Below are 25052 nucleotides of genomic sequence, written 5' to 3' on the forward strand. Positions count from 1 at the left end.
ACCCTTATTAAAAAGCTAAATAATAAAAGCCTAAAACTGTCAGTTTTCAGGGATTCCACACAACTTGACAAAGAGCCAAAAAAACTGTGTGGCCGCGGCCACACAGTTTTTTACTGGAAAAAGAGTGAGATGGTCATAGCTAAGTACATAAAGATCATCAGGAGGAAGGATAGGCGCCAGTAGTATTTGAAGAATTTCGGGTAATAGAAGGCGCGGTAGCGGATGAGGAAGTAGCAGATGAGCAGTAAGCCAAGGACTCCCAGGGCGAGGCCCAGTTCGGGTAAAAAATTATGGTAAAAGGCTTGGCTGGAGACCCAGTAAAAGGCAACAGCAAACAGGGGCCCCATTAAGTCCATAGCCCGTAATCCGATCATGTGAATTGGGAGTAGACGGGTTAGAAATAGACTGATGATGGGGATTCCAGCCAGCAGGGCTAAAGCAAGTATTTGTAAAAAAAGCATATAAGTCTACTCCTCAGGTCATTTCCTCCATTTTAACATGGAAAGTCTTTTTTGGGCAAAAAATTAAAAAAGAACTGAACTTTTCTCTTGCTTTTTTTCCAAAAAGCTGTATACTAAGAAGGTATGCGATTCGCATACTTGTGGGAGGTAAAAAACTGATCTTACCGCCAAAACCACAAAGGAGGATTTAAAAAATGGCTAAAAAAGTCGAAAATATTGTTAAATTGCAAATCCCTGCCGGTAAAGCAACGCCAGCTCCACCAGTTGGTCCAGCGCTTGGTCAAGCAGGTATCAACATCATGGGATTCACCAAAGAGTTTAACGCTCGTACAGCAGATCAAGCTGGTATGATTATCCCTGTTGTTATCTCTGTTTATGAAGATAAATCATTTACATTCGTAACAAAAACACCTCCAGCTGCTGTTCTTCTTAAGAAAGCTGCAGGAGTTGAAAAAGGTTCTGGTACTCCAAACACTGAAAAAGTAGCAACTGTTACACGTGCACAAGTACAAGAAATCGCTGAAACTAAAATGCCAGATTTGAACGCAGCGTCTGTTGAAGCAGCAATGCGTATGATTGAAGGTACTGCTCGTTCTATGGGATTCACTGTTGTTGACTAATCAATAACGCCCAAAACCCGCAAGACTTCATCAGTTCGATGAGTGACGTGGGAGATGAAAATCGATTGAACCACTAAACAAGGAGAATAGAAAATGGCTAAAAAAAGCAAACAACTACGTGCTGCTCTTGAAAAAATCGACAGCACAAAAGCATACAGCGTAGAAGAAGCTGTAGCGCTTGCGAAAGAAACAAACTTTGCAAAATTTGATGCAACTGTAGAAGTTGCTTACAACTTGAACATCGATGTTAAAAAAGCGGATCAACAAATCCGTGGTGCGATGGTTCTTCCAAACGGTACTGGTAAAACACAACGTGTCTTGGTATTTGCGCGTGGAGCAAAAGCTGAAGAAGCAAAAGCTGCTGGTGCTGACTTTGTTGGTGAAGAAGACCTTGTTGAAAAAATCAACGGTGGTTGGTTAGATTTCGACGTGGTTGTTGCAACACCTGACATGATGGCTCTTGTTGGACGTCTTGGACGTGTTCTTGGACCACGTAACTTGATGCCAAACCCTAAAACTGGTACTGTAACAATGGATGTTGCAAAAGCAGTTGAAGAGTCTAAAGGTGGAAAAATCACTTACCGTGCAGACCGCGCTGGTAACGTTCAAGCAATCATCGGTAAAGTATCCTTTGATGCTGATAAATTGGTTGAAAACTTCAAAGCTTTCCATGACGTAGTGGTTAAAGCGAAACCAGCTACAGCTAAAGGTACTTACATGACAAACGTAACCATCACAACTACACAAGGTGTTGGTATCAAAGTAGACCCATCTTCTTTCTAAGAAGGGGATAAAAAGAGGCTAGAAGGAAAGTTCTAGTCTCTTTTTTGGTATAATGATGAGAGGATCGAGAAAGGTGGATCTATATGAAGAAAATTTTAGTAGTAGATGATGAAAAACCCATCTCCGATATTATAAAATTTAACATGACCAAGGAAGGCTATGAGGTTGTGACAGCCTTTGATGGCCAAGCAGCCTTAGACGTTTTTGAAGCGGAACAGCCGGATATCGTGATTTTGGATTTGATGTTGCCGGAGATTGATGGTTTGGAAGTGGCCAAGACCATTCGCCGGACCAGCAATATTCCGATTATCATGCTATCGGCAAAAGATTCCGAGTTTGATAAGGTGATTGGTCTCGAAATTGGAGCAGACGACTATGTGACCAAGCCTTTTTCCAATCGTGAATTGCTGGCTCGGGTCAAGGCGGTTCTACGCCGGACCGAGTTGATTGCCGATGCCCAGGAAGAAGAGGCTGGCAAGCCCAGTGAATTGGTGATTCGTGATTTACGGATTTTCCCAGAAGCCTTTGTGGCGCATAAGCGGGACCAGGAATTGGAACTAACCCACCGTGAATTTGAATTGCTCTTACATCTAGCTTCTCATGTGGGGCAGGTTATGACCCGGGAACACCTCTTGGAGACGGTCTGGGGTTATGACTATTTTGGGGATGTTCGAACTGTCGATGTAACCATCCGCCGCCTGCGGGAGAAGATAGAAGATAACCCAAGTCGTCCGGAATACATTCTCACGCGCCGTGGTGTCGGCTACTATATCCGCCATGATCATTAAGATTCGTGATTTTCTCTTTACCAGCGATATTATTTTTGGCCTAATTGTCGTTTCTTTTATCATTGTTGTGGCGCTTTTGGCTTATGAAAATCGAAAAGATAACCAAAAAATTCGCAAATTAAATGAGAAAATAGAAGAACTGATTTCCGGTCAGTATAATCGCTTGGAGCTGGATTCGCAAAGTCCAGATATTCGAGAGCTCATCACATCCGTCAATGATTTGTCGGATGTGATTCGTCTGACCCAGGAAAATCTGGAGCAGGAGACAACTCGCTTGTCCAGTGTCCTATCTTATATGACGGATGGGGTTCTAGCGACCAACCGGCGAGGTGATATTACTCTGATTAATGATATGGCCTGCCGGATGTTGGGGGTCAGCGAAGAAGCTGCCCTGGGCCAACCGATTTTGCAACTATTAAAGATTGAGGATCGCTATGACCTGCGCCAACTGATTGTGGAAACACCAGTGGATACCATTGATAGCCAGGATGCTAATGGTGAGTATCTAAGTCTCAGGGTTCGTTTTGCCCTAGTGAGACGAGAAAGTGGCTTTGTTTCGGGCTTGGTTGCAGTCTTGCACGATACGACAGAGCAGGAGAAGGAAGAACGGGAGCGCCGTTTGTTTGTTTCCAATGTCAGCCACGAATTGCGGACCCCCTTGACTAGTGTTAAATCCTATTTGGAAGCTTTGGAAGATGGGGCTCTGACTGAACCGGTGGCACCTGATTTTATCCATGTATCCCTAACTGAAACCAACCGGATGATGCGGATGATCACCGATCTTTTGAGCTTGTCGCGAATTGATAACGAGGCCAGTGATTTGGAAGTCGAGTTGATTAACTTCACGGCTTTTATGACCCACATCCTGAATCGGTTTGATAAAATCCGTAGTCAAGAGGAAAGCAAACACTATGAGATTGTGCGGCAATACCCCATTTCTCCAATTTGGATTGAGATTGATACGGATAAGATGAATCAGGTTTTGGACAATATTCTCAACAATGCCATCAAGTACTCACCAGATGGTGGTAAAATTACCGTCTCCATGCAGACCACCGATTCCCAATTGATTATTGTGATTGCAGACCAGGGCTTGGGGATCCCCCAGAAAGACCTGCCTAAAATTTTCGACCGTTTTTACCGAGTGGACAAGGCGCGTAGCCGGGCTCAGGGGGGAACCGGTCTCGGTCTTGCTATTGCCAAAGAAATTGTCAAACAGCACCAGGGCTTTATCTGGGCCAAGAGTGAGTATGGCAAGGGATCTAGTTTTACCATTGTTTTACCATATGAAAAATCCCTCTCCGAAACAGGAGATTGGGAGGACCAAACAGGAACGGATGTAGAAAGTGACGGATAAAGGATTTCAGTATAGTATTTTAGCCTCGGGATCGAGTGGCAATTCATTTTATGTAGAAAGTGAAAAGAAGCGAATTTTAGTCGATGCGGGCTTATCTGGTAAAAAAATCGAAAGTCTCTTAGCCGAAATCGACCGTAGTGCCAAGGATCTAGATGCGATTTTTGTTACCCATGAACACAAGGACCATATCCACGGAGTTGGGGTTTTGGCCCGAAAATATAATCTGGACATTTATGCCAACCAAGAGACCTGGGATGCCATGGAAGGCCACCTCGGAAAAATTAGGACCGACCAGAAACATGTTTTTGAAATGGGTAAAACCCTGACCTTTGGAGATTTGGACATTGAAAGTTACGGGGTCAGCCATGATGCGGCGGCTCCGCAATTTTACCGGTTTATGAAGGACCAGAAAAGCTTTGTCATGTTGACAGATACTGGCTATGTCAGTGACCGTCTAGCAGGAGTGATTGAAAATGCCGATGCTTACCTGATTGAAAGCAACCATGACATTGAAATTCTCCGCAGTGGTCGCTATCCCTGGTCCTTGAAACAACGGATTTTGTCCGACAAGGGGCATTTGTCCAATGAGGATGGAGCAGAAACCATGATTCGTACCCTGGGCAACCAGACCAAGAAAATCTATCTAGGCCATCTCAGTAAGGAAAATAACATTAAAGAGTTGGCCCACATGACCATGGTCAACAATCTGGCCCAAGCTGATTTGGCTGTCGGACACGATTTCCAGGTCTTGGATACTTCGCCTGATCAGGCCAGTCCCTTGACTTGGATTTAAGTGCTTTGTAGACTAACTAGAAAAAAGAGGAGAAGCAATGCGTTTTGAAGAGATTTTGCCTGGCTTACGGGCTAAGAAAAAATATGTGCGTCAGGGATGGGGCGGTGCAGAGAATTTTGTCCAACTGTTTGATCACTTGGAAGTCAATGGCCAAATGCTAGAGGTGACGCCCTACTTCCTGATCCATGTGTCTGGTCAAGGGGAGGGCTATTCCATGTGGAGCCCAACTCCCTGTGATGTCTTGGCTGAGGATTGGGTAGAAGTGGATGCCTAGGAAGGTCTTGATTACAGGCGTCTCCTCGGGGATTGGTTTAGCCCAAGCTCGGGCTTTTTTGGAGCTGGGTGATCAGGTCTATGGCCTTGATCAAAAGCCAGCTCCAGATTTGCCGGGGGATTTCCACTTTCTCCAGGTGGATCTGACACAAGATCTGGAAGCCGTCTTTTCCTGGGTTGACCAGGTGGATGTGCTGCTGCTAACAGCTGGGATTCTTGATGCCTATACCCCACTGTTAGAGATGTCGCGAGAGTTGTGGGACCGGGTCTATGAAACCAATGTCCGCGTACCGATGGAAATGAGTCGTTTTTATTTGAACAAAATGGTATCGGTAGGAGCAGGGGTCATTATCACCATGTGTTCCATTGCGAGTCATATAGCTGGGGGCGGAGGAGCTGCTTATACCAGCTCTAAACATGCATTGCTGGGACTGACCAAGCAGATGGCTCTTGATTATGCAGGAAGTGGCGTTCAGATTTTTGGGATTGCTCCAGGGGCTGTCCAGACTGGAATGACCCAGGCCGACTTTGAACCTGGAGGTTTGGCGGAGTGGGTGGCCCAGGAGACCCCGATCCAGCGTTGGACTCAGCCAGAGGAAGTGGCCGATCTGACCGTTTTTTTGGCTAGTGGTAAGATGGCCTCCATGCAAGGAGCGATTGTGACCATTGATGGTGGTTGGACTCTGAAATAAGAAGAAAATAGCTGTTTTGGGAGTGGGATAGAGAAGGAGTACTTCTGTTCCACTCCCTTTTTTCTATTTAGGGGAAAAGTGCTATAATAGGGGATGAGTATGACAAGAAATAGAGGAATGAATATGTCGAATTATGCCATTATTTTAGCAGCTGGAAAAGGCACGCGGATGAAATCGGACTTGCCCAAAGTCCTTCATAAGGTTTCGGGAATTTCCATGTTGGAGCATGTTTTCCGCAGTGTGTCGGCCTTGAATCCAGCTCAGACGGTGACGATTGTCGGTCATCAGTCTGAAATGGTGGAGGAAGTTCTAGCAGGTCAGACCAACTTTGCCTTGCAAAAGGAGCAATTGGGAACTGGTCATGCTGTACGAATGGCTGAGGAAGTCTTGGGAAATTTAGAGGGACAGACCCTGGTTATTGCCGGAGATACCCCGCTGATTACCGGTGAGAGCCTCAAGTCGCTGGTGGACTTCCATATCAACCATAAGAATGTGGCGACAATCCTGACGGCAGAAGCGGATAATCCCTTTGGTTATGGGCGTGTGGTCCGGAATGCAGATGGTGAGGTGCTGAAGATTGTTGAGCAGAAGGATGCCAGCGATTTTGAGCAACAGATTAAGGAAATCAACACCGGAACCTATGTCTTTGATAACCGCCGCCTCTTTGAAGCCCTCAAGGAGATCACAACCGACAATGCCCAAGGGGAATATTACCTGACTGATGTCATCGGCATTTTCCGCCAGGCTGGCGAGAAGGTTGGGGCTTATATGCTGCGGAATTTTGAGGAAAGTTTAGGGGTCAATGACCGTTATGCCTTGTCCATTGCTGAAAATGTGATGCGCAATCGCATCAACAAGGGACATATGCTAAATGGTGTCACCTTCCAGAATCCAGCAACAACCAGCATCGATATTGATGTTGAAATCGCGGGTGACGTTGAACTAGAGGGGCAAGTGACCCTGCGTGGGAAAACCAAGCTGGAAACTGGAGTTTATGTCAGTGCCGGTTCCTACCTGCAAGACAGTCATATCGGTGCCAACAGTCGGATTACCCATTCCATGATTGAGGAATCAACCATTGGCCAGAATGTGACTGTTGGTCCTTATGCCCACATTCGGCCAGACTCCAGTTTGGCTGATGAGGTCCATGTAGGGAACTTTGTTGAGGTTAAGGGATCTAGTCTGGGGGCTGGGACCAAGGCTGGCCATTTAACCTATATCGGCAATAGTGAGGTTGGTCAAAATGTCAATTTTGGCGCGGGAACCATCACTGTCAACTATGATGGGCAGGCTAAATATGGTACAACCATTGGAGATGGGGTCTTTATTGGTTCCAATTCAACCCTAGTGGCTCCATTGACGATCGGCGATCATGCCCTATTGGCGGCAGGATCAACGATTATCAGTGACGTACCGGAGGATGGCTTGGCCCTTGGCCGGTCTCGGCAGGTCAACAAGGATGGTTATGCGGTGCGTTTCCCACACCATCCAGCCCGGAAGGAGAACTAATTTCTTGTATTTTGACGAGAAAAATGATGTTGAGGGAGGGGTATAAGATGAATTTTGAAGAAAAAACCTTGAGTCGTCGGGAAATTTTTCAGGGCCGTGTCTTTCAGGTAGCGGTCGATGAAGTTGAGCTACCGGATGGCAAGGGTGTCTCCACACGGGAGTTGGTCTTCCATAATGGGGCTGTTTGTGTGTTACCGCTTACTGAGGAGAACAAGATTCTCTTGGTCAAGCAATTCCGTAAAGCGATTGAGGCTACCAGTCTGGAGATTCCAGCCGGAAAATTGGAAGTTGGGGAAAATACCGATCCCAAAGCGGCAGCCCTACGGGAATTGGAAGAAGAAATTGGCTATAGGGCCGATTTGGAGCTGCTGTATGATTTTTACACAGCCATCGGTTTTTGTAATGAAAAAGTGAAGCTCTATCTGGCTCGGAATTTAGAAAAGGTTGCCAATCCCCGCCCCCAGGATGCGGATGAAACCTTGGCCCTCTATGAGCTGGATTTGGACCAGGCTCTCGCTGCTATTGAGGCAGGTGAGATTTGCGATGCCAAAACGATTATGGCGATTCAGTACTGGCAATTGCTGGAATCGGGGACAGTCTCATGACAAAGCGACCGTCCTTTGACTCGGATAGCTATGAGGAAACAGAAGCACTAGATTTGGATCTGTTACATAAGATTGACCGCCTGGAGGTTGAGCCGGAAGTCCGGAAAAGCCGTCAGGTGGAGAATCAAAAACGGGCGCGTTTCCAACACACCCTGAATAAGATTCTTTTCTGGTTGCTCTTGTTGTTGATAATCCTGCTGATTTTTGTGTTTGTATTGTAGGAAAGTGAGAGAATGAAGATTGGAATTATTGCGGCGATGCCGCAGGAATTGGCTAGCCTTTTGGAGCAGTTGGAAAATGCTCAGAAACATTTGCGGCTGCGCCAAGTGTACCATACCGGTCATATCGGTCGCCACGAGGTTGTCTTGGTGGAAAGTGGAATCGGGAAGGTCATGTCAGCCATGACTGTTGCGATTTTAGCCCAAGAGTTTAAGGTTGATGCGGTCATCAACACGGGTTCAGCTGGGGCGGTGGCAACTGGTCTCAAGGTGGGCGATGTAGTGGTTGCGGACCGTTTAGCCTACCACGATGTGGATGTGACAGCCTTTGGCTATGCCTATGGCCAGATGGCACAACAGCCACTCTTCTTTGAAACCAGCAAGTATTTTCAAAGTGTTTTCAAAGAGGTTTTGGAGGAGCAGGGCTTTGCGTCGCACCTGGGTCTGATTGCTACAGGGGATTCCTTTATTGCTTCAGCTGACCGTTTGCAGCAAATCAAGGCTCACTTCCCTGATGTACTGGCTGTTGAAATGGAGGGGGCTGCCATTGCCCAGGCTGCCCATGCTATTAACCTGCCCGTTATGGTGGTACGGGCTATGAGTGATACTGCTGAGCAGGATGCGGCTCTTTCCTTTGATGAATTTATCGTGGAAGCTGGCCGGAAATCAGCCCAGGTCCTTATCGCCTTTTTGCAGAAATTAGTTTAGGAAGTCTCTAGGGTAGCTGAAGTCGTATAAAAGACTATAAATTGATAAAAGAGATGAGGCTGGGGCAAAAGTCTAGCCTCATTGACTTTGTATAACAAAATACCTTTGACGCAGTAGCTGATTGGGTCTAACAGCATTGTATGCTGTTAGAGAGTACCAAATCTTGTTTGCGAAGCAAACTTCAATCGTTCGCTTTTCAAGCTCGAAAGAGGATATAATCAGCCTTGCGGGGGTGGGAGTAAAAAGATCCAGTGGATCTTTTTAGCATGAGCCTGAAATTAAGAAAGCGAATAAACTAAATTTTTCAAATTTAGTTCTGTCCCACTCCCCTCTTTTTTGAAGAATAGGGAAAGTATGAGTATATTAGAAGTTAAGCGTTTGAGTCATGGTTTCGGAGATCGGGCCATTTTTGAGGATGTTTCCTTTCGTCTGTTAAAGGGGGAACATATTGGTTTGGTGGGTGCCAATGGTGAAGGCAAGTCCACCTTTATGAGTATTGTGACTGGGCAATTGCAGCCGGATGAGGGCCAAATAAGCTGGTCCAAGTATGTCAAGGCGGGCTATCTGGACCAACATGCCGTTTTGGAGGCTGGTATGACCGTGCGCGATGTTTTGCGAACTGCCTTCGATGATTTGTTTAAAACCGAGGCGCGGATTCAAGAGATCTACATGGAGATGGCGGAGGCCACGGACTATGAGGCCTTGATGGAAGAGGTTGGCGAGTTGCAGGATCGTTTGGATAGCCGCGATTTCTATAGCCTTGATGCCAAGATTGATGAAGTGGCGCGTGCCCTTGGGGTCAGCGATTTTGGGATGGAGTCGGATGTGACTGAGCTTAGTGGGGGCCAGCGGACCAAGGTGCTCTTGGCCAAGCTACTGCTGGAGAAGCCAGACATACTCCTCTTGGATGAACCTACCAACTACCTGGACGCTGAGCACATCGATTGGCTCAAACGTTATCTCTTAGAGTATGAAAATGCCTTTATTTTAATTTCTCATGATATTCCCTTCCTTAATGACGTGATTAATTTGGTTTATCATGTTGAAAATCAAGATTTAGTGCGCTACAGCGGGAATTATGAGCAGTTCCAGGAAGTCTATGCCATGAAGAAGGCTCAATTGGAAGCAGCCTATGAACGCCAGCAGAAGGAGATTGCCGACCTCAAAGACTTTGTCAACCGCAACAAGGCCCGGGTAGCGACTCGCAACATGGCCATGAGCCGGCAGAAGAAGCTGGATAAGATGGACCTAATTGAACTCCAAGCGGAGAAGCCTAAACCCCAGTTTGACTTCAAGGTGGCACGGACACCGGGACGTTTTATTATCCAAGCCCAAGGTCTGGAAATTGGCTATGACCGCAAACTGGCCGGACCGCTGGATCTGACCTTTGAACGCAACCAGAAAATTGCCATTGTTGGGGCCAACGGAATCGGGAAAACAACCCTCCTCAAAAGTCTTCTAGGTGTCATTCCTGCTTTGGGAGGTCAGGTTGAAGAAGGAGAGTTCCTAGAACTGGGTTATTTTGAACAAGAAGTCCCTGGAGGCAACCGCCAAACACCTCTGGAAGCTGTCTGGGATGCCTTTCCAGCCCTCAACCAGGCCGAGGTCCGCGCAGCCCTAGCCCGCTGTGGCCTGACAACCAAGCACATTGAAAGTCAAATTCAAGTGCTGAGCGGAGGTGAGCAGGCCAAGGTCCGCCTCTGCCTCCTCATGAACCGCGAAACCAACGTCCTCGTCCTGGACGAGCCGACCAACCACCTGGATGTGGATGCCAAAGAGGAACTCAAACGGGCCCTCCAAGCCTACAAGGGCAGCATCCTCATGGTCTGTCACGAACCAGACTTCTACCAGGGTTGGGTGGATCAAGTTTGGGACTTCAATGAATTGATTTAGGAGTGATGATGACAGACAAACTTATCCAAGATATCCTGAAATTCCGCGATGACCGAGGCTGGGGCCAAGCCCACAGCCCCCGTAACCTGGCCAGCTCGATCATCATCGAAGCCGCCGAGCTTCTAGAAAACTACCAATGGGGCGAAGAGTTTGCGGATCCCGTCAACGTCCAAGAAGAAATCGCCGATGTCCTCATCTATACCTTACTCCTGACTGACCGCCTGGGCTTGGATGTAGAAACCATCGTCCAAGACAAACTCAAGAAAAACGCCTTGAAATATCCAGTGCCGTCAGAGAAGTTGAAATAAAGACTGAAAACCCAATCGAAAGCTCTGAAGATAGGAGCCTGATTGAGTTTTTAAGTCTTTTGCAGGAATAAAACTATCGGGGTAAGGGACGACTAGGGTCATTATCCTTCCGCAAATACCCTAACTATCCTTCCGTTAAGAACCCTATCCTTCCGAACTCTGCTATAATGGTTTTAGGAAATGAATAATTTTTTAGAAGGTGAGGTGTTTTATGTATATCTCCGTTAAGAGGGCAGCTGATTCTTGGGGAATTTCTGATCGTCGTGTGCGTGATTTGTGTAGCCAGGGGAAGGTGGAGGGCGCTGTTCGTGAAGGACGTTCGTGGAAGATTCCGCAAGATACGCCTAAACCGGTTGATGGTCGCTATAAAAAGGCGGAGAGTCTGGTGGTTTTAATTGACCAAAAGATGACTAAACTTGCCTCCCTTCGCCCCTTAACCCAAGGAGAGGTTGAGCGCCTAAATGAGGAGTTTATGGTGGAGTTTACCTATAACTCCAATGCGATTGAGGGGAACACTCTGACGCTTCGTGAGACGGATTTGGTCCTACGTGGCTTGACCATTGATCAGAAACCTCTAAAGGATCATCTCGAAGCAATTGGACACAAGGAGGCTTTTGAATACGTGCAAACCTTGGTGGCAGCAGGAACTCTATTGACGGAACAGGTTGTAAAAGATATTCATTATTTGGTTCTATCGGATAAAAAGGATGATCGAGGTGTTTATCGCAAGGTACCTGTTCGTATCGTAGGGGCTGCCAACGAACCTGCTCAACCCTTTATGATTCGCCCCTTGATGGAGCAATTGTTGAAAGACTATGAAGATAGCCAGGAGAACATGGTGACTAAAATGGCTCGTTTTCATATTCTTTTTGAAAGTATCCATCCTTTTATTGATGGTAATGGGCGTACAGGGCGCCTTTTGGTGAATTTAGAGTTGATGAAGGCGGGTTACCCTCCCATTGATATTAAATTTTCAGATCGCTTGACCTACTACCGAGCTTTCGAGGACTATCATACCAAAGGAAGTTTATCAGCGATGGAGGACTTGTTTGCTTACTATTTAAATGAGAGATTGGATATGTATTTGTCAATCCTTTCTTTTGAGGATGTAGACAAAGATTAGTATGAAGCATAAACAAGCCGTCGTAGAAAGCTTGTGAGCTGAAAACTAAGACTTGTCACCAGTGGGAGGTATTCCCTTTGCTTAAGAAAGTTGAACGTTTGATTTCGGAAATTAACCGAATTCATCAAGAATATTCCATGGATTATTTTGAAACAGGTAAGGTTCAAAAGGTGAATTTAAAACATACTTTTGCTAAGGTTCCGACGCAGGCTATTTTGGACTATCGGCTAAATTTACACGAGTCTATTAATGACTATTTGATGAAGGCCAACCTTCAGGATATTGCTTACGTTTATCGTGTGAAAACATCTGAAAGTATTTTGGATAAAATTGATCGTTTTTCTGAAAGAATAGAAGGCTATCCTGTCAATTCCATCCTAAATGATATTTTTGGAGCACGGGTGATTTTACAGTCAGAAGAACTGACGCAAGTGATGGAGCAGTTGGATGCTTGGAAGGAAGGATTTGGTTTAAAAAATTGGTATCTCCGCGATAAGGACGGCTATCTTGGTGTCTATGTTTACTTTACAAACAAAAGTAATTTTTGCTATCCTTGGGAGCTCCAAATCTGGGATGCCAAAGATGTGGATGGTAATATTCAGAGTCATAGCCTTTATAAACGGAATTTCGTCAAGCATCAGTCCTAGTACAAAAAAGGCCAGCCTCTTTTGCTAAGAAGGCTGGTCTTTTTGCGCTTTCAAACTTAAGGAAGTGATTTCCCAGCGGCCAGGTAAATTTCATACCATTCTTTGCGGCTAAGGGTGATGGTGGTGGCTTGGGCAGCTTCTAAAATGCGTTGGGGCTGGGTGGTGCCAATGATGGCTTGCATTTTAGCAGGGTAGCGGAAGACCCAGGCGATGGCAATGGCTGCAGGAGTGGTCTGGTAGTTTTGCGCTAGGCGGGTGAGGACCTGGTTGAGTTTTTCAAATTGGGGGTTTCCCAAGAAGACTCCTTGGAAATAGCCGTATTGGAGAACTGACCAGGCTTGGATGACCATGTCTTTTGCACGGGCGTATTCAAAGATACCGGTTGGACCAGAGCTGGCGATGGCTTCTTCCATGTTCGCATGAAAACCTGTGTCAAATTCTGGTGTGAAGGCAGCACTGAGTTGGAGTTGGTTGATGGCGAGTGGTTGGGAAACCGCTGTTTTGAGGAGTTCAATCATCATGGGATTTTGATTGGAGACTCCAAAGTTACGGACTTTGCCTGTTTTTTCTAAGTGGTTGAAGGCTTCGGCGACTTCTTCTGGCTCCATCAGAGCGTCTGGTCTATGAAGAAGTAGGCTATCTAGCTGCTGGATGTGGAGGCGTTTGAGGATGGCGTCGACGGACTTGAGAATATGCTCCTTGGAGAAATCAAAGTAGGTAAATTCCTCGATGCGGATGCCACATTTGGATTGGATCCACATCTGATCGCGCAGGTCGGGTCTATTTTTGAGGACTTGTCCGAGTATCTCTTCGGAGCATCCGCCTCCGTAGATGTCTGCAAGGTCAAAGGTGTTGATGCCTGCTGCTAAGGCGGTTTCGACTAATTCCTCAACCTCTCGAGGAGAGAGGCTTTTGATCCGCATCAGGCCTAGGACGATACTGGATAGTTTGGTGTTTTCTGAGTTGAGTTCAATCGTTTTCATGTGGGTGATCCTTTCGAGATAAAGTAGTTTTAAAAAACCTCAGGCGGATTGCGTCTGAGGTTGAGGGGCTCATTCGGATTGAATGGTGATTTTTTGGATGGTGATGGCTTCCTTGGGTTTATCTTTGTCGTCTGTTTCCGTGGCAGCGATTTTGTCGACAACCTCCATGCCTTGGGTGACCTGTCCGAAGACGGTGTAAGAGCCGTCGAGGCTAGGGTTGCCTCCTTTTTGATAGGCTTGGATGATTTTGGGATGGTAGGTGTTGGGATCCAAGCGGCTGGAGATATCTTGGGTGTTTTGGTTGATGAAGAATTGGCTGCCATTGGTGTCGGGGCCGGCATTGGCCATGGAGACAGCGCCTCGGATATTGTAGAGGTAGGGGCTGATTTCGTTCTTAAAGCCGGTGCCCGGATCCTTTTCGTTGTCTTTACCAGCCCAGATGGATTCACCGCCGCTCCCGTCACCCTTGGGGTCTCCGGTTTGGATCATAAAATCCTTGATGACCCGGTGGAAGCTGAGACCGTTGTAATAACCCTCCTTGGCATGGGTCAAGAAGTTCTCAACAGCCAAGGGCGCGTATTCTGGGAAAAGTTTGAGGGTGATGTCTCCCCGGCTGGTTTTGAGGGTCACGACCGGCTCCTGTTTACTGGCTTTGGTCGTCAACTGGGGAAAGTCGGCCTCTGGATTTTTGAGGACTTCTTGGAGCTGGGCGTTTAAACTTAATTCTTGTTTGGGTTGGTTTTGATAGATGATGAGCGCTAGGGTCGCTGCACTGGCCAGTAGGCCTGCAATGAGTAGTTTTTTCATAGTTGATTTCCTTTCGTGTTCTGTGCTCATTATAACGAATGGAGGAGGGACTTTCAAGCTTTTTACGGAGATCCGTGGTATACTAGGGATAGACGGAGGAGTACAGGATGAGTGACTCTTTCAGTCAAATAATGGCCTATATAACGGCTCTGGAAAGCCCCAGTTGGTTGAGTGTCAGGAGAGTAGGGGAATCGTTTCCGACTTGTGGATTCTTAAGAAGGATGGTCAGCTAAAGTCTGTGTTTCAAGACCAGGTCAAGGTGGCTGAGTTGAGTCCTGAGTTGGATTTGGGAATTCCGTCCTTTTTAATGGAGTCTTCTGACTTGGATGCAACCTACCCATTCATGCTCGATCGGGGCGTTTTAGTTATGCCTATTGTTGACTTAGATCTCATGCGGGTCTTTAATTTTTCCGATTTAGAAGAAAACTATTTTGCAATTCGTGAGGTGAAAAAATGATTAAAAGAATGGAAGTGTATTTGGTGACGGATGGCAATGGTCAAGAGGCTGTTGAATTTTACAAGGGTGTGTTAGGTGCTGAAGTGACGAGCTTGACCCTCTGGGGCGATGCGATTCCTGACGTAGCTGATGAGCATAAGCACTTGGTCTTGAATGCGCAACTGGTGGTTGACGGGATTCGTCTGCAAATCTCAGATGAAAGTCCAGAGTATAGCTATGCTCCTGGTCGTAATGTGGTACCATCAATCATCGTAGATTCAGTAGCAGCTGCTCAAAAACTCTACGATGCCCTAAAAGAAGAGGCGCAGGAGGTGACCTTGGAATTGCAAGAAACCTTCTGGTCACCAGCCTATGCCAACTTGATTGATAAGTATGGGGTTAATTGGCAAATTTCCGCAGAAGTAGAGGGGTAAGATGGTCAGTTTGGCAGAACGTTATGCGGACTATCCAGTCCAGCCCTTTATTTCCGAGCAGCAGGCACTGGATCATGCCCAAGGTAAGGTTGCACCGGCTGTTCCGCGAAAAAATATGGAGCCCTTAGAAGGGGAGATTCTTGCTGGTGATGTGATTCTCTTGTGGCGAATTGCCCTGGGGACTTTTACAACAGAATCGGTTTTTCCTAAGTACTTTGAATATACCTACGGGATTGATGCACCCCACAATTTACAAGTGCTTGAGGAGCGCGGTTTGGTCCGCCAGCAAAAAGCGCGTGAATCGCTGGCCCATATTAATGCCGGTCAGAAGAAGGCTATCCTCAAGAACCAAGGGGTTAAAGGTTTTTCTAAGATGAAGGCGGCAGAACTAGACCAGGCCCTGTTGGATCAGGTTGAAGACCAGGCTCTGGAAGCTAGTTTTGACATTCGGGGCTATTGTTTGACAGCTCAAGGACAGGCCCTTTTTGACCAACATACAGAGGTTTTAGATCGTCACCCTAAAAAAGGTTAGGCTAGAAGGGGAGTCGCTTATGAAGAATGGTTTGCTGAAGGTCGTTTATACTTTGGTTTTGCTAGGTGCTGCTTTTTGGTGGGGACTCCGATTTGGAGCCTTGCTTGCGCAGGTTTATGTTGGACCTAGCTGGAATAATGTTTGGCTAGAAACTCTTTTTGAAAGTACCTTCCTGATTTTACTTCATCTGCCGCTCTATCTGCTAGTAGTTTTGCTACATGAATTTGGTCATCTGCTCGGGGGTCTGTGGTCTGGTTACCATTTCGTCTCTTTTCGGGTCGGAAACCGTGTCCTAGTTCGCTGGGATGAGGGCCTGGTCTGGAAACGATTTTCCTTAATGGGTACAGGTGGTCAATGTATCATGGTCCCACCGGTGAGGAGTGATGACCAGTTTCCGTTTTTACGCTACCACCTAGGTGGTCCGCTGATGAATCTTCTGCTGAGTCTCGTCTTCTTTTTAGCCTTGGAGATGCAACCGTCTGTGTGGACCCTGTTGCTATGGTCATTTGGCGGGCTCAATTTATTGTCAGCTTTGGCAAATGGGATCCCTTGGAAAGGGAAGGTCGTTGCAAATGACGGCTGGAATGCTTGGAACTTGTCCAAAAATCCCGCTGAGCGCGAAGTTTTTGCCAAACAGATGTTGATCCTCGAAGCCATGACTAGAGGCCAACAGTTGCGAGCCTTACCAGCAGATTGGTTCCGGATTGAGTCTGAAAGTCGATCTGAAAACTCCTCGGTTGCGAGTTTGGCATTTACGCGAGCTCAATATATGATTGATAAAGGGGAAGAACAAGCGGGGATAGACTTGCTTCAACGTTTGTTGGAAAGCAAGTCTTCAGTACCTAGCTTCGAGCGGACTATGATGCAACTGTTCAAGCTCTACTACGACTTGTTAACGGAGGCAGATAGTGTGGATTTGTCTGTATTAGATGACAAGGAAACGCAGCAGTTCCTTAAGGGAATGAAGGACTATCCTTTTGTTTTGAGTCTGAACTATGCTCTGGCCCGGCTGTCCAAGCAAGACCAGGCAGAAGCGGCTCGGATTCGCCAGCGTTTGGACTGGGTATTAGAGACGTACCCGACCAAGGCGGAAATTGATTCAGTCTGGGAGGACCTGGAACTGATTGATCGAATTGCGGCAGGGCAGCCACTCGATTAGGAAAAACAAGAGTGGGGTAGGAGGAATTTTTTAGTTTCCTTCTGTCCCACTTTCTTGTTTTTTGTAAAATATGGTAAAATAAGCTTATCTTTACATTATTAGGAGAAAAAACACAATGGAAGATCCTAGCAGTCAGAATTTGGTGGTACAGATTGTATTACTCTTTTTCCTGACCTTTCTAAATGCCTTCTTTTCAGCTTCTGAGATGGCTATGGTGTCGCTCAACCGTTCGCGTGTGGAGCAGAAGGCTGGAGAGGGAGACCGGGCTTATCAGCGTTTGTTGAATGTCTTGGAGGAGCCCAATCATTTTCTATCCACGATTCAAGTCGGGATTACCCTGATCAATATCTTGGCCGGGGCTAGCTTAGCGGATACCCTGGGCCGTATGTTTGCGACCTGGATGGGGGGCGGTGAGACGGCCTATGCGGTCGGAAGCTTCCTCGCTTTAGCACTGTTGACCTACATTTCGATTGTGCTGGGTGAGCTTTATCCTAAGCGAATTGCCTTGAACCTCAAGGAATCCCTAGCTGTCCGCACAGCTCCAATTATTTTATTTTTGGGAAAAATTGTCAGTCCCTTCGTTTGGTTGCTATCGGCTTCCACCAACCTTCTCAGTCGTTTGACGCCAATGGAGTTTGATGATGCCGATGAAAAAATGACGCGGGATGAGATCGAATACATGCTCTCAAAAAGTGAGGAGAGCCTGGATGCGGAAGAATTGGAGATGCTTCAAGGGGTTTTCACCTTGGATGAACTGATGGCGCGTGAATTGATGGTGCCCCGGACTGATGCTTTTATGGTGGATATCAAGAATGTAAGCGAAGAGAATATCCAAGCGATTTTGAAGCAAAACTTTTCACGGATTCCCGTCTACGAGGGTGACAAGGATAACATCATCGGTATTCTTCATACCAAGCGGATTTTGACCGAAGCCTTTACGGCTGGTTTTGAAAATCTATCCTTGGAGAAAATTCTCCAAGAGCCCCTCTTTGTACCAGAAACCATGTTTGTCGATGATCTCTTGGCTTCCTTGCGGAATACCCAGAATCAGATGGCGATTTTGCTGGATGAATATGGAGGTGTTGCAGGTCTGGTGACCCTGGAAGATCTCTTAGAAGAGATTGTCGGAGAGATTGAGGATGAGACCGATAAGGCAGAGCTTGAAGTTCGTGAATTAGCAGATGGAAGCTACATTGTCCTCGGAGCCATGACCCTCAATGATTTTAATGAACACTTTGATGTGGAATTGGCAAGTGATGATGTCGATACCATTGCTGGTTACTACATCACCACCTTAGGTAGTATCCCAACAGAGGGGGAACGCCTCTCGGTTGATTTGGAGTCCAATGGCTATCGCCTCACCCTGCGTAATGACAAGGTTAAAAGAGGTCGGGTAACCAAACTACGGCTTCACATGGACAAAATCCAAGAAGAAGCAGAAGAAACGACTTCTAAATAAGGTTTAAGCCAAGGAGGCTGGGACAAGATCCCTGGCCTCTTTTTTAGTAGCTGTCTTTTCCAGTTCTGATAGGGATAAATAGTCTTACTTGGAAATGGTTTGGAAAAACTTTCCCATTGTCAAAAAAAGTGCTATACTAAAGAAAGTAAAACGCTTACAGGAGGGCTGTTATGGGACAAGTAATTGATTATGGACAGGTAACAGGATACGTGCATTCGACAGAGAGTTTTGGGGCTGTTGATGGTCCGGGCATCCGCTTTATTGTGTTTTTGCAGGGATGTAAGATGCGCTGCCAGTACTGTCACAATCCAGATACTTGGGCCTTTGAAAATGAACAGGCACAGACGCGGACGGTGGATGATATTCTGAAAGAAGCCCTCCGTTATAGGGGTTACTGGGGCAAGAATGGGGGGATTACCGTTAGCGGTGGAGAAGCCCTCTTGCAAATCGACTTTCTGATTGCCCTTTTTACCAAAGCTAAAGAATTGGGCATCCATACAACTTTGGATACTTGTGCCCTACCTTTTCGCAACAAGCCGGAGTATTTGGAAGTATTTGACCGATTGATGGCTGTGACCGATTTGGTACTGCTGGATATCAAGGAGATCAATGATGAACGACACAAATTTGTAACCAGCCAAAGCAACCGCAATATTCTGGATTGTGCCCGCTACCTGTCAGATAAAGGGATTCCAGTCTGGATTCGCCACGTTTTGGTACCCGGCTTGACCGACCATGATGAGGACTTGAAGGAGTTAGGTGAATTTGTAAAAACCTTGAAAAATGTTGATAAATTTGAAATCCTGCCTTATCACACAATGGGTGAATTTAAGTGGGAAAAATTGGGAATTGACTACCCACTCAAAGGGGTGAAACCACCAACCAAAGAGCGGGTTGCCAATGCCAAGAAATTAATGGAGACAGAATCCTACCAAGACTATCTCAAGCGGGTCCAAAAGGGCTAATTCTGAAGATTGCTACTTGGTAGAAGTCCCTTCTTTGTGTTAAAATAGTAAATGAAAATTGGAAAAGAGGTAGAAACATGTCAAAAATCTTGGTTTTTGGTCATCAAAACCCTGATACAGATGCGATTGCATCATCTTATGCATATGCTTACTTAGCTCGTCAAGCTCATGGTTTGGATACAGAAGCGGTCATCTTGGGTCAACCCAATGAGGAAACACGCTTTGTGTTAGACTATTTTGGAGTTGAAACGCCACGTGAAATCCAATCCCTTGCTCAGGAAGGTGTTGAGCGGGTTATCTTGACAGACCATAATGAGTTCCAACAATCTGCAGAAGGTATCCGTGATGTAGAAGTTTTTGGTGTGGTGGACCACCACCGTGTCGCTAACTTTGAGACTGCCAATCCTTTGTTTATGCGTCTTGAGCCAGTTGGTTCAGCCTCTTCGATTGTCTACCGGATGTTTAAAGAAAACCAAGTCCAAGTACCAAAAGAATTGGCTGGTTTGATGTTGTCTGGTTTGATTTCAGACACACTTTTGTTAAAATCACCAACAACCCATGTCACAGATGTTCCCTTGGCAGCTGAGTTAGCAGAGCTAGCTGGTGTGGACTTGGAAGCTTATGGACTTGAGATGTTGAAAGCTGGGACCAATCTCTCCAGTAAAACAGCTGCTGAATTGATCGATATTGATGCTAAGAGCTTTGAATTGGGTGGGAACACAGTTCGTGTAGCCCAAGTCAATACGGTTGATATCGCTGAAATTTTGGAACGCCAAGCTGAAATTGAGGAAGCCATGCAAGCAGCCATGGCAGAAGCAAGCTACTCTGATTTTGTCTTGATGATTACCGATATTGTCAACTCAAACTCTGAGATTTTAACCTTGGGTGCAAATCCAGACAAGGTTGAAGCAGCCTTTGGATTTACCTTGGAAAATCACCATGCCTTTTTGCCTGGTGCTGTATCTCGTAAAAAACAAGTTGTTCCACAACTGACAGCAGCTTTTGCCAATTAAAATGTGAGGAAGGTAGGTCTTGGTTGGATCTGCCTTCTTTCGCTTATAAACAATGTAAAGGGTATGTATGGAATCATTTGGAAAAGTGTTTAAACAATTTCGGCAGTCACGAGGCTTGTCCTTGCGCTCCATAGCCACAAAAGATTTATCCGTGTCGCAATTATCGCGGTTCGAAAATGGCCAGTCCGATCTCACCATCTCGAAGTTTAAAATTGCTTTGGATGAAATCAATATGCCCATGTCTGAATTTCTTTATGCCGTTCAAGACTTTAAACGCGATGAGTTGCAGGAATTGTTGCATCAGATGGACGTCTATGTACTCCAAAATGATGTCGTCAGCATGCGCCATCTCTTGGAATCTAGACCTGTCAAACCTCGACTAAGACGCTTGTTTTATGAATTAAACACGATTATCATTAAAATTAAATTGGAAGAAATGACCGGCGATCCTGTTGTCTCTGAGCGCGATTTAAGTGTCTTGACGGATTACCTGATCGGTGTCGAGTATTGGGGCTATTATGAACTGCTTCTGTTTACCCATTCCATGCACCGGTTTCGCCATGCGCTATTTATGACCCTGTCCAAGGAAATGATCTCACGGTCGGAGTTTTATAAGGAGCTTCCTCTCAATCGCCGGATGATTAATTATTTGGTCTTGGAAGCCTTTGTGCTATCCTGCGAACGTCAGGAACTCATTGATGCCCAGTACTACCGAAAATTCATCAAAAACCATCATTTTGAGGATCGGGATATGTTTGAACGGATGGTGGTTCAATATGGGGAAGGGATGTTTGAGTTCTTCTTTCATGATGAGCGCAAGGGATTGATGCAGATGGAAGCTGTAATCGAGTCCTTTCGTGCCCTGGGAAGCATCCACCTAGCCCAGTCCTATGAAAATCGGGTGCGGGCAGCGCAAAAGATTAAAGCTACTAAAAATTAGATATAGTAAAAAGGAACCACAATCGGTTCCTTTTTACGGTTGTTCAAGTGCTTGGATGACAACTTGGGGGTCGCCGGGATAGGGGATTTTTTCACCTTGGACAATTTGAAAGGCATCCGCTCCTTTACCAGCAATGATAATGGCATCCTCATTCTGATACTGGTGACTCAGAATTTCTTGGATGGCTGTTTCGCGGTCGGCGATGATGGTTACAGGGCGGTGGAGGTAGCTGGCGATTTCCTGGGAAATGGCTACGGGATCCTCATAGTTGGGATCGTCTGCGGTGAGGATGACATCAAGGTCAGGATAGTCATTGAGGAGGAGGCCGAAGTCCTTGCGGCGGCTTTCTCCCTTGTTACCAGTAGCACCGAGGATGAGGGCGAGCTTGCCCTTCTGGTAGTGGGCCACGGTATCGATTAGCTTTTTCAGACTATCGCCATTGTGGGCATAGTCGATAAAAATTTTGGCTCCAGAAGGATGGGTTAAAACTTCCATCCGGCCATCAACCTTGGTTTGGGCGATACCGGCTTGAATGGCAGCCTGGCTTGCTCCTAGCTGTTGGCAAGCTAAACCAGCGGCCAGGGCGTTTTCCTGGTTAAAGTCGCCGATTAATTGGATGTCATAATCGCCGGCGAGAGGACCACCAACCTTGAAGTGGAAGGCCGCAGATTCCTCAATAGTATTGGGACTTCCCAGGCCATAGGTCGTGTGCGGTTGGTCTTGAATCGACTCCAATAGAAAGTCGCTGTGGTCCATTTGCTGATTCAGAATGAGGAAGCGACTGTTAGCCAAAAGTTGCCGCTTGTGGTAGAAGTAGTCCTCATAGCTAGGGTGTTCAATTGGTCCAATGTGATCAGGGCTGATATTGAGAAAGACGCCGACATCGAAGGTCAGACCATAGACCCGCTTAACCAAATAGGCCTGACTAGACACCTCCATGATAAAGTGGGTGCGGCCATGGGCAACAGCTTCGGCCATCATAGCAAATAGATCCAGACTCTCAGGAGTAGTTAGCTGCGATTTGAAAAAATGAACCCCGTCCAGCGTTGAGTTCATGGTTGAAAGCATGGCGGGTTTCCATTCCTGCTTGAGAATGTTGAAAGCAAAATAAGCAGCCGTTGTTTTTCCCTTGGTCCCAGTAAAGGCTAAGAGCTTGAGCTTTTTCTCAGGGTGTTGGTAAAATTCCATTGCAATCAGGCTCATGGCTTGTTTGATATCGTTGACCAAAATCACAGGAATAGAGACTTGGTAGTCAATCTCACTGACATAGTAGCGTAAGCCTTGCTGGATGGCAGTTTCAAGGTATTCAGCTTTAAACTGTTGCCCCTTGGCAAAGAAGAGGGTTTGTTCAGAGACCTGGCGACTATCATAGCTCAGCTCTTGGAAAATCCAATCTTGACCTTGATAGTAGAAGGTATCCTGGTTGACAATAGCACGGAAGTTATGGTCCGCTTGTAAGATTTGTAAGGCGGTTTCAAGTTTCATCATAGCCCTATTGTAACCCTTCTGGTGTGCTTTTACAAGTCAAAGATGATTGCCTTTTTTTCGTTAAAATCTTGGAGGGACTGGGCCTTCATGCTATAATGGTACTAGTATTTTCGAATAGCTTATACTCGTTCGAGTTTTCTTCATACATTGTAAGTTTAGGTCGTGTGATGAGAACAAGTTTGAGAGATTATTTTAATTTGGAAGTAGTTTTAAAAGGGGATTAGAATGAATGACCAACAAGCGCGTCAGCAGGAGCTGATGCTGAAGGGAGCGGCTTGGATGACCGCTAGTAACCTCATTAGCCGCCTGCTCGGGGCCCTCTATATTATTCCGTGGTATGGCTGGATGGGGGCTCATGCAGCCGAGGCCAATGGACTCTTTACCATGGGCTACAATATCTACGCCTGGTTCCTTTTGGTCTCAACCGCAGGCCTGCCAGTAGCGATTTCCAAACAGATTGCCAAATACAATACCATGGGGCAGGAGGACAAGTCCTTTGCCCTGATCAACCGTTTTTTGAAATTGATGGTGATCCTTGGTCTGGTTTTTGCCGCCCTCATGTATCTAGCCGCTCCCCTCTTCGCTTCGGGTTCGGGAGTTGGGGCTGAGTTGACCCCGGTTATGCAGAGTTTGGCCTGGGCCGTGCTGATTTTTCCAGCCATGAGTATTATCCGCGGTGTTTTCCAAGGTTACAGCAATATGCGGCCCTATGCCATGAGCCAGATTGCAGAGCAGGTGGCCCGGGTCATCTGGATGTTGCTGGCCACCTTCCTGATCATGCAGCTGGGCAATAAGGACTACGTCTCGGCCGTTACCCAATCCACCTTTGCCGCCTTTATTGGGATGCTGGCCTCGATGGCTCTTTTGATTTTTTCGCTTAATCAAGAAGGGCTTTTACACCCCATCCTTGCTGCTTCTGGTCAAAAACTGGAAGGTGGCAGCCAACTGGTGCTAGAAACGCTCAAAGAAGCCATACCTTTTATTATCACAGGGTCTGCCATCCAGCTCTTTCAAATTATTGACCAAATGACTTTTATTAATGTCTCCCGCTGGTTTACCAAGACCTCAGAAACAGAGCTTCTAGTGCTTTTTTCCTACTTCTCAGCCAATCCCAATAAGGTCAGCATGATCCTGATTGCGGTTGCCTCCTCTGTGGGTGGAGTAGGGATCCCACTCTTGACAGAGAACTATGTCAAAAAGGACTTGGCGGCAGCCGCCAAACTGGTCATTGATAATCTCAGTTTGCTGCTGACCTTCCTCATTCCAGCAACGCTTGGCTCCCTGCTAATGGGCCGGGCTCTCTATACCTTTTTTTACGGCCGACCAGAAGGAGCAGCCCTAGACCTATTTGTTTGGGCCATGTCCTTTACCCTCCTTCTAGGTCTCTATACCGTTTTGGCACCGATGATCCAAGCCCTGTACCAAAACCGCTTGGCCATGCGTTATTTCTTGTATGGTCTGGTAGCCAAGCTAGTCTTGCAAATTCCGTTTATCTGGATCTTTGGCTCCTATGGCCCACTCCTGTCAACCGGAGTAGCCTTAGTCCTCCCTTGCTTCCTAATGTACCGCACGATTCATCAGGTCACACGCCTCAATCACAAGCGCCTGATGAAACGTGTGATCCTAGTAACTCTGATGACAATTATCATGTCTCTCGTGACCCTGCTGGCCCAGGCTCTCTTGTCTCTAGTGATTGGAGTCGACAGCCGTTGGGGCAGCCTCCTACACCTAATGATTGTGGGTGCCATTTCCATCTACGTTTACGCCTGGATGGCCCTCAAAAGCAACCATTTGGACCGGGTTATGGGCAGCCAGGCCAACCGTTTGCGTCGCATATTACGAATCTCTTAACACTAGCTGGGCCTGTCCCAGCTTTTTCGATTAAAAGGGATTTGTTTATCAGGAATCAATAGGTAGTAAAAGGGTATTTTCGAGGAATTCATCTTTTTAAGCTAAATTTCAAGTTGAAGTTAGCCACCACTAAGAAATTCCTTTGGTGACTTGTAGTCCAAACATTTTTTAGGATAATTGTTTATCCAATTTTCAATAAAGGCGACT

28 protein-coding genes are annotated in these 25052 nt (G+C 46.4%); 24 read left to right on the forward strand and 4 right to left on the reverse strand.

The features are described from left to right. Nucleotides 1-110 precede the first annotated feature (110 nt). Nucleotides 111-461, reverse strand: a complete 351-nt coding sequence (locus tag N4310_RS01085; protein WP_160333094.1) for a DUF3397 family protein — start codon at nt 459-461, stop codon at nt 111-113. Nucleotides 462-655: 194 nt separating this feature from the next. On the opposite strand from N4310_RS01085, the gene rplK reads away from it, so the two are divergent. The 15 genes from rplK (at nt 656) to N4310_RS01160 (ending at nt 12778) form a co-directional block, all read left to right on the forward strand. Then, entirely contained in the window at nt 656-1081 is a 426-nt protein-coding gene (gene rplK, locus N4310_RS01090; RefSeq protein WP_160333093.1) for a 50S ribosomal protein L11, read from the forward strand. Nucleotides 1082-1174: 93 nt separating this feature from the next. Next, the gene (gene rplA, locus N4310_RS01095; RefSeq protein ID WP_160333092.1) at nt 1175-1864 is read left to right on the forward strand and encodes a 50S ribosomal protein L1; all 690 of its coding nucleotides are present in this window, start codon (nt 1175-1177) and stop codon (nt 1862-1864) included. An 83-nt stretch (nt 1865-1947) separates the two neighbouring features. Then, complete coding sequence (gene yycF, locus N4310_RS01100; protein ID WP_160333091.1) at nt 1948-2652, forward strand: response regulator YycF; 705 nt, start codon at nt 1948-1950, stop codon at nt 2650-2652. Beyond that, nucleotides 2642-4009: a cell wall metabolism sensor histidine kinase VicK gene (gene vicK / locus N4310_RS01105; protein ID WP_160333090.1), complete on the forward strand. Its 1368-nt coding sequence runs from the start codon at nt 2642-2644 to the stop codon at nt 4007-4009. The genes yycF and vicK overlap by 11 nt, the downstream gene beginning before the upstream one ends. After that, nucleotides 3999-4802 (forward strand): MBL fold metallo-hydrolase, encoded by an 804-nt coding sequence (locus N4310_RS01110; RefSeq protein ID WP_262091753.1) that lies wholly within the window; start codon nt 3999-4001, stop codon nt 4800-4802. The genes vicK and N4310_RS01110 overlap by 11 nt, the downstream gene beginning before the upstream one ends. A gap of 37 nt (nt 4803-4839) precedes the next feature. Next, nucleotides 4840-5076 carry a DUF2829 domain-containing protein gene (locus N4310_RS01115; protein WP_160333088.1) on the forward strand — a complete coding sequence of 79 codons (237 nt, stop codon included), beginning with the start codon at nt 4840-4842 and terminating at the stop codon, nt 5074-5076. Beyond that, on the forward strand, nt 5069-5767 hold the full coding sequence (locus tag N4310_RS01120) for a 3-oxoacyl-ACP reductase (RefSeq protein WP_262091754.1): 699 nt from the start codon (nt 5069-5071) through the stop codon (nt 5765-5767). Before N4310_RS01115 ends, N4310_RS01120 begins: the two co-directional genes overlap by 8 nt. A 123-nt stretch (nt 5768-5890) precedes the next feature. Beyond that, nucleotides 5891-7276, forward strand: coding sequence for a bifunctional UDP-N-acetylglucosamine diphosphorylase/glucosamine-1-phosphate N-acetyltransferase GlmU (gene glmU / locus N4310_RS01125; RefSeq protein WP_160332654.1), 1386 nt, complete (start codon nt 5891-5893; stop codon nt 7274-7276). Between the two features lie 47 nt (nt 7277-7323). Beyond that, entirely contained in the window at nt 7324-7881 is a 558-nt protein-coding gene (locus tag N4310_RS01130) for an NUDIX hydrolase (RefSeq protein ID WP_262091755.1), read from the forward strand. Continuing rightward, nucleotides 7878-8102, forward strand: coding sequence for a cell wall synthase accessory phosphoprotein MacP (macP, locus tag N4310_RS01135; protein ID WP_179923390.1), 225 nt, complete (start codon nt 7878-7880; stop codon nt 8100-8102). Before N4310_RS01130 ends, macP begins: the two co-directional genes overlap by 4 nt. Nucleotides 8103-8114: 12 nt before the next feature. Next, nucleotides 8115-8807: a 5'-methylthioadenosine/adenosylhomocysteine nucleosidase gene (locus N4310_RS01140; RefSeq protein WP_179923391.1), complete on the forward strand. Its 693-nt coding sequence runs from the start codon at nt 8115-8117 to the stop codon at nt 8805-8807. Between the two features lie 354 nt (nt 8808-9161). Further along, on the forward strand, nt 9162-10700 hold the full coding sequence (locus N4310_RS01145; protein ID WP_160332649.1) for an ABC-F family ATP-binding cassette domain-containing protein: 1539 nt from the start codon (nt 9162-9164) through the stop codon (nt 10698-10700). Between the two features lie 8 nt (nt 10701-10708). Further along, the gene (locus N4310_RS01150; RefSeq protein ID WP_262091756.1) at nt 10709-11008 is read left to right on the forward strand and encodes a nucleotide pyrophosphohydrolase; all 300 of its coding nucleotides are present in this window, start codon (nt 10709-10711) and stop codon (nt 11006-11008) included. A 211-nt stretch (nt 11009-11219) separates the two neighbouring features. Then, nucleotides 11220-12131: a Fic family protein gene (locus N4310_RS01155; RefSeq protein WP_160332647.1), complete on the forward strand. Its 912-nt coding sequence runs from the start codon at nt 11220-11222 to the stop codon at nt 12129-12131. A gap of 77 nt (nt 12132-12208) precedes the next feature. Then, nucleotides 12209-12778, forward strand: coding sequence for a nucleotidyltransferase family protein (locus tag N4310_RS01160; RefSeq protein ID WP_262091757.1), 570 nt, complete (start codon nt 12209-12211; stop codon nt 12776-12778). A 56-nt stretch (nt 12779-12834) separates the two neighbouring features. On the opposite strand, the gene N4310_RS01165 is transcribed toward N4310_RS01160, so the two are convergent. Then, nucleotides 12835-13761: an aldo/keto reductase gene (locus N4310_RS01165; protein ID WP_262091758.1), complete on the reverse strand. Its 927-nt coding sequence runs from the start codon at nt 13759-13761 to the stop codon at nt 12835-12837. 69 nt (nt 13762-13830) lie between these two features. Beyond that, nucleotides 13831-14568, reverse strand: coding sequence for a peptidylprolyl isomerase (locus N4310_RS01170; RefSeq protein ID WP_262091759.1), 738 nt, complete (start codon nt 14566-14568; stop codon nt 13831-13833). Between the two features lie 202 nt (nt 14569-14770). On the opposite strand from N4310_RS01170, the gene N4310_RS01175 reads away from it, so the two are divergent. From N4310_RS01175 to N4310_RS01210, 8 genes are all read left to right on the forward strand, one after another. After that, complete coding sequence (locus N4310_RS01175; protein ID WP_262091760.1) at nt 14771-15025, forward strand: VOC family protein; 255 nt, start codon at nt 14771-14773, stop codon at nt 15023-15025. Next, a complete protein-coding gene (locus N4310_RS01180) occupies nt 15022-15438 on the forward strand; it encodes a VOC family protein (RefSeq protein ID WP_262091761.1) in 417 nt (138 codons plus the stop codon). The genes N4310_RS01175 and N4310_RS01180 overlap by 4 nt, the downstream gene beginning before the upstream one ends. Before the next feature lies 1 nt (nt 15439). Beyond that, nucleotides 15440-15970: a hypothetical protein gene (locus tag N4310_RS01185; RefSeq protein WP_262091762.1), complete on the forward strand. Its 531-nt coding sequence runs from the start codon at nt 15440-15442 to the stop codon at nt 15968-15970. 19 nt (nt 15971-15989) lie between these two features. Then, the gene (locus N4310_RS01190) at nt 15990-17129 is read left to right on the forward strand and encodes a site-2 protease family protein (RefSeq protein ID WP_262091763.1); all 1140 of its coding nucleotides are present in this window, start codon (nt 15990-15992) and stop codon (nt 17127-17129) included. A gap of 115 nt (nt 17130-17244) precedes the next feature. Beyond that, complete coding sequence (locus tag N4310_RS01195) at nt 17245-18588, forward strand: hemolysin family protein (protein ID WP_262091764.1); 1344 nt, start codon at nt 17245-17247, stop codon at nt 18586-18588. A gap of 170 nt (nt 18589-18758) precedes the next feature. Continuing rightward, a complete protein-coding gene (pflA, locus tag N4310_RS01200) occupies nt 18759-19553 on the forward strand; it encodes a pyruvate formate-lyase-activating protein (protein ID WP_160332639.1) in 795 nt (264 codons plus the stop codon). A 77-nt stretch (nt 19554-19630) separates the two neighbouring features. Further along, nucleotides 19631-20566 carry a manganese-dependent inorganic pyrophosphatase gene (locus N4310_RS01205; protein ID WP_262091765.1) on the forward strand — a complete coding sequence of 312 codons (936 nt, stop codon included), beginning with the start codon at nt 19631-19633 and terminating at the stop codon, nt 20564-20566. A gap of 85 nt (nt 20567-20651) precedes the next feature. Beyond that, a complete protein-coding gene (locus tag N4310_RS01210) occupies nt 20652-21506 on the forward strand; it encodes an Rgg family transcriptional regulator (protein ID WP_262091766.1) in 855 nt (284 codons plus the stop codon). A 33-nt stretch (nt 21507-21539) separates the two neighbouring features. On the opposite strand, the gene N4310_RS01215 is transcribed toward N4310_RS01210, so the two are convergent. Further along, a complete protein-coding gene (locus N4310_RS01215; protein WP_262091767.1) occupies nt 21540-22994 on the reverse strand; it encodes a UDP-N-acetylmuramoyl-L-alanyl-D-glutamate--L-lysine ligase in 1455 nt (484 codons plus the stop codon). 225 nt (nt 22995-23219) lie between these two features. Between N4310_RS01215 and N4310_RS01220 the strand changes: the two genes are divergently transcribed. Then, nucleotides 23220-24845, forward strand: coding sequence for a putative polysaccharide biosynthesis protein (locus N4310_RS01220; RefSeq protein ID WP_262091768.1), 1626 nt, complete (start codon nt 23220-23222; stop codon nt 24843-24845). Nucleotides 24846-25052 lie beyond the last annotated feature (207 nt).

Origin of the sequence: Streptococcus danieliae, from assembly GCF_025447695.1 — a bacterium.
GTDB classification, from domain to species: Bacteria; Bacillota; Bacilli; order Lactobacillales; family Streptococcaceae; genus Streptococcus; species Streptococcus danieliae.

Bases quoted from the DNA above. Each gene is read 5' to 3' on its own strand.
- N4310_RS01085 (WP_160333094.1), bottom strand. From the start codon at position 461: ATGCTTTTTTTACAAATACTTGCTTTAGCCCTGCTGGCTGGAATCCCC.
- rplK (WP_160333093.1), top strand. From the start codon at position 656: ATGGCTAAAAAAGTCGAAAATATTGTTAAATTGCAAATCCCTGCCGGT.
- rplA (WP_160333092.1), top strand. From the start codon at position 1,175: ATGGCTAAAAAAAGCAAACAACTACGTGCTGCTCTTGAAAAAATCGAC.
- yycF (WP_160333091.1), top strand. From the start codon at position 1,948: ATGAAGAAAATTTTAGTAGTAGATGATGAAAAACCCATCTCCGATATT.
- vicK (WP_160333090.1), top strand. From the start codon at position 2,642: ATGATCATTAAGATTCGTGATTTTCTCTTTACCAGCGATATTATTTTT.
- N4310_RS01115 (WP_160333088.1), top strand. From the start codon at position 4,840: ATGCGTTTTGAAGAGATTTTGCCTGGCTTACGGGCTAAGAAAAAATAT.
- N4310_RS01120 (WP_262091754.1), top strand. From the start codon at position 5,069: ATGCCTAGGAAGGTCTTGATTACAGGCGTCTCCTCGGGGATTGGTTTA.
- glmU (WP_160332654.1), top strand. From the start codon at position 5,891: ATGTCGAATTATGCCATTATTTTAGCAGCTGGAAAAGGCACGCGGATG.
- N4310_RS01130 (WP_262091755.1), top strand. From the start codon at position 7,324: ATGAATTTTGAAGAAAAAACCTTGAGTCGTCGGGAAATTTTTCAGGGC.
- macP (WP_179923390.1), top strand. From the start codon at position 7,878: ATGACAAAGCGACCGTCCTTTGACTCGGATAGCTATGAGGAAACAGAA.
- N4310_RS01140 (WP_179923391.1), top strand. From the start codon at position 8,115: ATGAAGATTGGAATTATTGCGGCGATGCCGCAGGAATTGGCTAGCCTT.
- N4310_RS01145 (WP_160332649.1), top strand. From the start codon at position 9,162: ATGAGTATATTAGAAGTTAAGCGTTTGAGTCATGGTTTCGGAGATCGG.
- N4310_RS01150 (WP_262091756.1), top strand. From the start codon at position 10,709: ATGACAGACAAACTTATCCAAGATATCCTGAAATTCCGCGATGACCGA.
- N4310_RS01155 (WP_160332647.1), top strand. From the start codon at position 11,220: ATGTATATCTCCGTTAAGAGGGCAGCTGATTCTTGGGGAATTTCTGAT.
- N4310_RS01165 (WP_262091758.1), bottom strand. From the start codon at position 13,761: ATGAAAACGATTGAACTCAACTCAGAAAACACCAAACTATCCAGTATC.
- N4310_RS01170 (WP_262091759.1), bottom strand. From the start codon at position 14,568: ATGAAAAAACTACTCATTGCAGGCCTACTGGCCAGTGCAGCGACCCTA.
- N4310_RS01180 (WP_262091761.1), top strand. From the start codon at position 15,022: ATGATTAAAAGAATGGAAGTGTATTTGGTGACGGATGGCAATGGTCAA.
- N4310_RS01185 (WP_262091762.1), top strand. From the start codon at position 15,440: ATGGTCAGTTTGGCAGAACGTTATGCGGACTATCCAGTCCAGCCCTTT.
- N4310_RS01190 (WP_262091763.1), top strand. From the start codon at position 15,990: ATGAAGAATGGTTTGCTGAAGGTCGTTTATACTTTGGTTTTGCTAGGT.
- N4310_RS01195 (WP_262091764.1), top strand. From the start codon at position 17,245: ATGGAAGATCCTAGCAGTCAGAATTTGGTGGTACAGATTGTATTACTC.
- pflA (WP_160332639.1), top strand. From the start codon at position 18,759: ATGGGACAAGTAATTGATTATGGACAGGTAACAGGATACGTGCATTCG.
- N4310_RS01205 (WP_262091765.1), top strand. From the start codon at position 19,631: ATGTCAAAAATCTTGGTTTTTGGTCATCAAAACCCTGATACAGATGCG.
- N4310_RS01215 (WP_262091767.1), bottom strand. From the start codon at position 22,994: ATGATGAAACTTGAAACCGCCTTACAAATCTTACAAGCGGACCATAAC.
- N4310_RS01220 (WP_262091768.1), top strand. From the start codon at position 23,220: ATGAATGACCAACAAGCGCGTCAGCAGGAGCTGATGCTGAAGGGAGCG.